This is a genomic window from Mycobacterium sp. (assembly GCF_049280035.1).
Classification (GTDB): domain Bacteria; phylum Actinomycetota; class Actinomycetes; order Mycobacteriales; family Mycobacteriaceae; genus Mycobacterium.
Map to the genome: position 1 here is coordinate 1 of NZ_JBAPPI010000124.1, position 4,777 is coordinate 4,777.

Genomic DNA, 4,777 nt, shown 5'->3' on the forward strand with positions numbered 1-4,777 from the left:
GCCCGTCGGCAACAGACCGCTCACGCCCAGCTCGCTCCAGTCCACCAGCGGCATCTCCGCGCGTGGATCGATCTCGCTCATGCTAGCCAGCATGCAGCCACCACGAACCGCAAAACATCAGCACAAATGCGTAGATTGCCGCCCAGCAACGGCGCAATCTACGACCCCGGTGGCCGAAATTTACGAGTTAAGGCGGATGGTCTGCGACTCGCGATGGGCGATGGTCGATTCAACCGCGATCCGAGGAGCCATCATGACGACCAGCATCTGCCCCACCAATTGGGAAGCGGGCCTGCCATCGATTGCCTATGACCACCTCACCGACCCCGACGAGGCGCACCGCGTCATCCGGCACGCACGCCGGAAGGGGCCGCTGGCGATCGGACCACACGGGGTGGAGGTGTTGAGCTACGAACTGGTCCGCGCGGTGATGCGCGACCCCCGCTTCGCCCCTGCGGTGAAGCCCGTCATGGCCGCACAGGGCATTACGTCAGGCCCGGTGTGGGACAGAGCGAACCAGAGCATCCTGGGCCTCGAGGGCGAGACGCACCACCGGCTGCGCCGACTTGTCTCGAAAGCATTCACCCCACGCGGCGCCGAGCGGCTACGGATGCTCATCGTCGACGTCATGACTGAACTCGTCGACCCGCTCGCCGCCGCCGGACGCTGCGACGTGGTCGCCGATATCGCCCGCCGATACCCCACCCCGATCATCTGCGCGCTGCTCGGCGTACCGCGCCAGGACTGGCAGCTGTTCTCCGCATGGGCCGATGACATCAAGAAAGTCTTCGAATGGAACGTCGCCAACGACGAGCCCGTCATCACGGCGGCGTGGGCCGACCTCGACGCCTATCTCGAAGAGATGCTCGCGCAACGCCGGGACAATCTCACCGACGAGCTGATCTCGGACCTGATCCGCGCCGAGGACGAAGGTGACCGCCTCAGCCACCGCGAACTAGTCATGCTCGCCTCCACTCTTCTTATCGCCGGTACCGATACCACCCGCAACCAACTGGCGGCAGCGGTTTATTTCTTGCATAAACACCCCGACCAGTGGGAACTGTTGGGCGAGCATCCCGAGTTGGCCGGCAACGCTGTCCACGAGCTGATGCGTTATTCCCCAATCGTTTTCGCCCTCGTACGAGTGGCGGCCGAAGACGTCGACTTGGGTGGTGTGATCATTCCGGCTGGCTCTCTCGTGGTCGCCAACATCGCTGCGGCCCACCGTGACCCAGCCGTCTACGACGACCCCGACCGCCTGGACATTAGCCGCGAGCTGTCAGCGCCCATCCTGTCGTTCGGCAGCGGCGCGCACTACTGCCTGGGGTCGCACCTCGCCCGACTCGAACTCGTCGAAGCTCTGCGCACCATCACCAGCCGCATGCCCAATCCGCGTTCCGGCGGAGTTACGCACTGGAAGCAACTCACCGGTATCACCGGCCCGATCACGCTGCCCCTGGAATTCGACCCCGGGCACTGACGGCGCACCACAAAGGTTCGGTGACACTAGATTAGGCGAAAGCGTCCTCACCGTTTGGCAAGCTGTGACTGATTCAATCCCAGTACCGCGCACCACAGTTTCAGCTGTTCAGCTATGGTTTTTGCTGCGGATAAAGGCCCACGTGGGCTAAGCGTGGGCCAGACGGTCTGAGCTAGCAACCAACACGCAAGGTTGCTGCGCATGACCACCACTGCCCCCACATTCCGCTAACCCCAAGCGCCGTTGCCACCGACGGCTGGGCAGCTGCCAAAAGATGTACGAGTCCTACGCCCTCGTGAGACTGTCCAATAACCGACCGAATGATGGCCCGGCCTATGCGACTCACCCCACCGACAGCCGGCAGTCGGTGCCCGGCTGGGGCGGGGGCGTCGAGGTCGGCGGCGATTGGGCGCGCGCCGGCGGGCAGAGCGGTAGCAGCGACTCGGTAGACAACCTGCGTAGTTGTGCGTCGGCTTGCTCGAGTGTGCCTGCCGGAAGTCCGGCAGCCACTTGGGCGCGAGCCGACTCGGCCAGGTCGGAGAGCTTCATCGGTTGGCAATCGCTATTGCCGCCGGCCTGGCCGTAGCGGATTACCGACAGTTGGTTGCGGTTGTTCAGGCAACCTTGCGAATAGGGCTGGTGCAGTGGCACACCCAGGATGGACACTTGGATGCCCTGCATGATAGACACCGCGCCGTTGTATGCGGCGACGTAGTAGTAATTGCGGATGATGGTCCGGCCGATCGCTAAGCCTACGAGCACCGCCAACGCCACCAGCGTGATTCCGATAGCCATCCGCCGCCGTGACCGCTTCGGTCGGAGCGGATGCTTGGCCGATGGGGTCGGGGTCTTGGCAGGCGGCCAACCGGGTGGGCGTTGTGGGGTCGCGGGTTGGGTCGGTTCGACTGACTGTTGCCGCGCCAGCTCCGGCGCGGGTGCGGGCGGGGGTGGCACCAGATCGTCAAGGCGGGGGGGTGCGGGCGGGGGTCGGGTCGGGTCTAGCAGGGGGGGGGCGGGTGGTGCCAGCGGCGTGGTGATGGCGTCGTGGGCGGCGTTGGCTAACTCGACGGTGGTGGCATACCGGTTGTCGGGGTTTTTGGCCATGCCGGTGGCGATGACCTCGTCGAACTGCGCGGGCACATTCGGTTGACTGGTCGACGGTTGTGGTGGCGGGGTGTGGACGTGTGCGTACATCAGGTGGGCGGTCGTGCTACCGGCAAAAGGAGGCTCTCCGGTTAGGGCTTCATACAGCACGCAGGCCAGCGAGTAGATGTCGGCGCGGGCATCCTCTTCTACCGTGCTATCTAGACGCTCGGGTGCAATGTAAGCGAAGGTGCCGATGGTGTTGCCGGACTTGGTCATCCGCGTTTCGTCGGCAGCGCGGGCGATCCCGAAATCGATCAGGTAGGCGAAATCGTTGTGATCGAGCAAGATGTTGGAGGGTTTGATGTCGCGGTGCAACAGACCCACCTGGTGGGCGGCATGCAGCGCCTCGGCAACCTGCTCGATGATGCGGACCGCCCGCGCCGGATCCAGCGGCCCGTCGGCCAGGACAACCTGGAGGTCGCGGCCCTCGACCAACCGCATATCGACGTAGAGGCGGCCGTCGATTTCGCCGTAGTGATGGATCGGAATGACATGCGGGCTATTCAAACCTGCGGCCGCGTGGGCTTCCCGGCGAAATCGCCGCTGAAAGTCCTCGTCCGCCGACAAATGCGCCGGTAGCACCTTGATGGCGACGATCCGGTCGGTGTCGGTGTCATGCGCGCGCCACACGTCTCCCATGCCGCCACGGCCCAACAATTCGATAAGGCGATAACGCCCGAACGGCGTGCCCTCCACCGGCTCACCATACGCAGTCAGCCAGTTCACCGACCGGCAAACCAGCGACTGCCCACGCGACGACAAGGGTTCGGAGATGGCAGATTTCGCGAAAGCGTCCGTGCCGTTTGGCAAGCCGTGACTGATTCAATCCCAGTACCGCGCACCAGAGTTTATAAAGGTCAGGCTTGGTATTTGGGTCTAAGAACCGAGATTCGTGCCCAAAACATGCGCAATGGCTAATCCGTAGATACGAGGTAGCTAGCCGTGAGGCTCAACCGGCGGCCATTTAACTGGGTACTTTGGCGGCGATCTGATGCGCGATGTCGACCGCGGAGTCCGACACGGAGCCGGTGCAGGTGTTGATGTCGATGGCGACGTTGTTGATCACGGTCAGCGCCCGCTGACAGGCCCAACCAGGCACTGCTGGTGGTGGGGACACTTCGGTACTGGTGGCGCTCAGGGTGCCGTTGACGTTGGAGACCGGCCCCACGCTCCACACGGCATCGGGTTGGCCGGGCATGGTGAAGGTGAACTGCCGGTTGGCGCAGGCCGGCCACCGTTGGGCCGAGGCGGTGAAGAACGCGCCCGCATCACGCGAGGAGGAAAACAACACCACAGCCTGAACGACCCGATGACGGAGACGGTTGCCGGGGTAGAAGTGGTCACTGAGCCCTTGGCCGCGCAGGGCGCTCCACCCGCTGCCCTCATAGACCGGGGCTTCCAACACGCTGGCCATGTGTAGGCAGGCCTTGTCTGGCATGTCGGCGCTGACGTCGACCATCGCGGTGGGGGTTTGCGTGACCGTCATCCCGGTGGTGCCCATCGCGGTGTTGATTTGGTCGGTGCTGAGCAGCATCCCTTCCAGGGCGGCGTCGGAGGGAGTGAGCCTGGTGGAGGGCTGCGAGGTGGTGGAGGGCTGCGAGATGGTGGAGGGCTGCGAGTTTCGCCCAGCGAGGAGATATCCCACGGTGACGGCGAGGGCCACGACGATCACAGCCCCGCCGACGATAGCGAGGGGCTTGCGGCCCCCCCGCGGGGGCGGTGTGGCCGTCGCAGGAGTCGGGTGGTCAGCGGGTCGGGGTGGTGGGGCAGGCGGCTGGCCGGGTGCGGGCGGGGGCGGTGCCTCCTGCGGTTCGTCAGCCATCGTGGCCTCGATCCAGCCTCTGGGATTTGTGATGATCGGAGTTCTTCGCTGCTACCGGTCGGTGTCGCCGGTCATGGAAAAGGTTGCAGCGGACGCCTTGGAGGATTCTTGGCGGATTTGTGCGACGCTCGGCACTGTGGTCGGCAGCCACCGCCGCGTCCCAGCAACTCGATGAGGCGATAACGCCCGAGCGGCGAGCCCTCCACCGGGCTCACCATACGCGGGAGCCGCTGCACTGACGGGCAAACCAGCTACTGACCGAACTTCAACGAGATGGTGCCGCCCTGGTTGACTCCAGCACCGGCCAGTGGGCTCTGATAGACCACCCG

Annotated in this window: 3 protein-coding genes; 1 reads left to right on the plus strand and 2 read right to left on the minus strand. The window is 64.6% G+C overall.

The window, feature by feature from the left end; translation table 11 throughout:
- The first annotated feature begins 253 nt into the window (after positions 1-253).
- Entirely contained in the window at positions 254-1,480 is a 1,227-nt protein-coding gene (locus WAN71_RS04070; protein ID WP_422224102.1) for a cytochrome P450, read from the plus strand.
- Positions 1,481-1,822: 342 nt separating this feature from the next.
- Here the strand turns inward: WAN71_RS04070 and WAN71_RS04075 are convergent, their stop codons facing one another.
- Together WAN71_RS04075 and WAN71_RS04080 are read right to left on the minus strand one after the other, a co-directional pair.
- Positions 1,823-3,322 carry a serine/threonine-protein kinase gene (locus WAN71_RS04075; protein ID WP_422224103.1) on the minus strand — a complete coding sequence of 500 codons (1,500 nt, stop codon included), beginning with the start codon at positions 3,320-3,322 and terminating at the stop codon, positions 1,823-1,825.
- Between the two features lie 268 nt (positions 3,323-3,590).
- A complete protein-coding gene (locus tag WAN71_RS04080; RefSeq protein ID WP_422224104.1) occupies positions 3,591-4,448 on the minus strand; it encodes a sensor domain-containing protein in 858 nt (285 codons plus the stop codon).
- Positions 4,449-4,777: the final 329 nt, after the last annotated feature.